This is a genomic window from Endozoicomonas sp. ONNA1 (assembly GCF_024606325.1).
Lineage (GTDB): Bacteria > Pseudomonadota > Gammaproteobacteria > Pseudomonadales > Endozoicomonadaceae > Endozoicomonas_A.
Genome location: NZ_JAHHPN010000229.1, coordinates 1 through 1,488, shown reverse-complemented (window position 1 = coordinate 1,488; position 1,488 = coordinate 1). Strand labels below are relative to the sequence as shown.

The window sequence follows — 1,488 nt, the reverse complement described above, 5'->3', positions numbered from 1 at the left end:
GGCTATCAGTGCCTCTTCGATTTAACGATTAACAAGCCCGTTATGGGGAGGCTCGTGTCTCTGTGGTCTGGCTGCCCATTGAGAGTGCTCTCAGCTCAGCCCTAAGGGTTTCAATCTCTCTTTCCATAACCGCCCTGTCGGTAGCCCACTGTCTCGATTGAGCGACTCGAGAGCTCGCCTCATCCTCTTTTGCCTGCAAAAGAGACCGGGTCTGTCGCAGATCATTCTGAAGCTGAGAGAGCATATCTTTGGGTACCACGTCTGCCCCCCTGGCCGTCAGCTTCTGATGCATATCGTTTAGCCTTCTAAGCATATTAACGTTTTGAGATTCCGTTACCGACATTTGCTCTTCTTTTGCTTCAAGTATTGTGGTTTTCTCACGTAGCTTATTCGTCAGTTGCTCAGTCTGTCTGAGTAGCGCAGATTTTTCTTCGCGGTGTTCGAATATGGCATTATTAAGCTGATCTATTTGTTGCTGAGCTTCAGATAAATCAGTCTGCAGCGTGTCAGCCCGTTGTGTGAGCGTCCGGATTTTTCTTTCCAGTTCACGAATCTCCCAATCTTTGGCCTCAAGCATTGTGGTTTTCTCATGCAGCTCATCAGCCATTACCCCTAATTGCTGCTGATCCATCCGCTCACATAGAGACGCTTCCATTAAGAAATTAACATCGACATCCAATTCATGTTCAGCCTGTCTGGCAATATCCCTGGCTTTCATGAACAGTTTATAGAGCTCGCTATAACGCTGGTGATCCTCCTGAATACGTTCATGCATTCTCTCCAGCTCAGCCTGGATTTCAGCCTCGCTGGCTTCGGTATGCTTTCGTGAATCGGTTGATGCTTGCCGGGAAGAAGAGACTTCCACCGTCCGGGATTCCAGACGTTTAGCACCTTTCAGTAGATGGGACTGTAAAGGGGGGTCAGGCGCCTCTGGAATGCCCAAGTCTAGCCAAATAGTGCGAAATGCATATTTATGTTCATAGCATCGCCGCATTGAATACATTGTCGTAGTGCTTCCCGGCGGATGCCTGCTGACGCTGAACATTGCAGATCCCGTCTGAACATTCTGGTCGGAAATCGATGAAGGGCTTGCTGTGCCTGAAGGGCTGTTCATAGTAATAATCCTTTTACAAAATTTATAATTACGACTGTCGTCGCAATGGTTTGTTCCCCTGTAAGAACCTGAATAACGCTTTTGTTAGCTGCTCTGACAAAATTTCTTTAGCAGATAGGGAAATCTGATACTCCCGCGAATGTTGAGTACACCATGTCGGATGTGCTCACCCGCCTGAGAAGTGACAACGAAAACCGTGAAGAGCTGGACACCCGGCTTCTGGCCCTGCTACATGCTGAGCAGGATCAGGAAGAACTCTGCGTCAGCCGGTTGAATCGATTCCTGAATGCTGAAGCACGTGAATTGGCTTTTCAGCTGGCTGGCAGCCTGTCGGACTTAAGCGTCCGTAGCGAGGATTGCAAGAAATTGAGGAT

2 protein-coding genes are annotated in these 1,488 nt (G+C 48.5%); one reads left to right on the top strand and one right to left on the bottom strand.

Going from position 1 to position 1,488, the window contains the following annotated elements:
* Positions 1 to 40 precede the first annotated feature (40 nt).
* The gene (locus tag KDK19_RS05430; RefSeq protein WP_257281185.1) at positions 41 to 1,114 is read right to left on the bottom strand and encodes a hypothetical protein; all 1,074 of its coding nucleotides are present in this window, start codon (positions 1,112 to 1,114) and stop codon (positions 41 to 43) included.
* Positions 1,115 to 1,267: 153 nt separating this feature from the next.
* On the opposite strand from KDK19_RS05430, the gene KDK19_RS05425 reads away from it, so the two are divergent.
* Positions 1,268 to 1,488 (top strand): hypothetical protein (locus tag KDK19_RS05425; RefSeq protein ID WP_257252510.1); only part of this gene is annotated, 221 nt, incomplete at its 3' end.

Bases quoted from the DNA above. Each gene is read 5' to 3' on its own strand.
- KDK19_RS05430 (WP_257281185.1), bottom strand. From the start codon at position 1,114: ATGAACAGCCCTTCAGGCACAGCAAGCCCTTCATCGATTTCCGACCAG.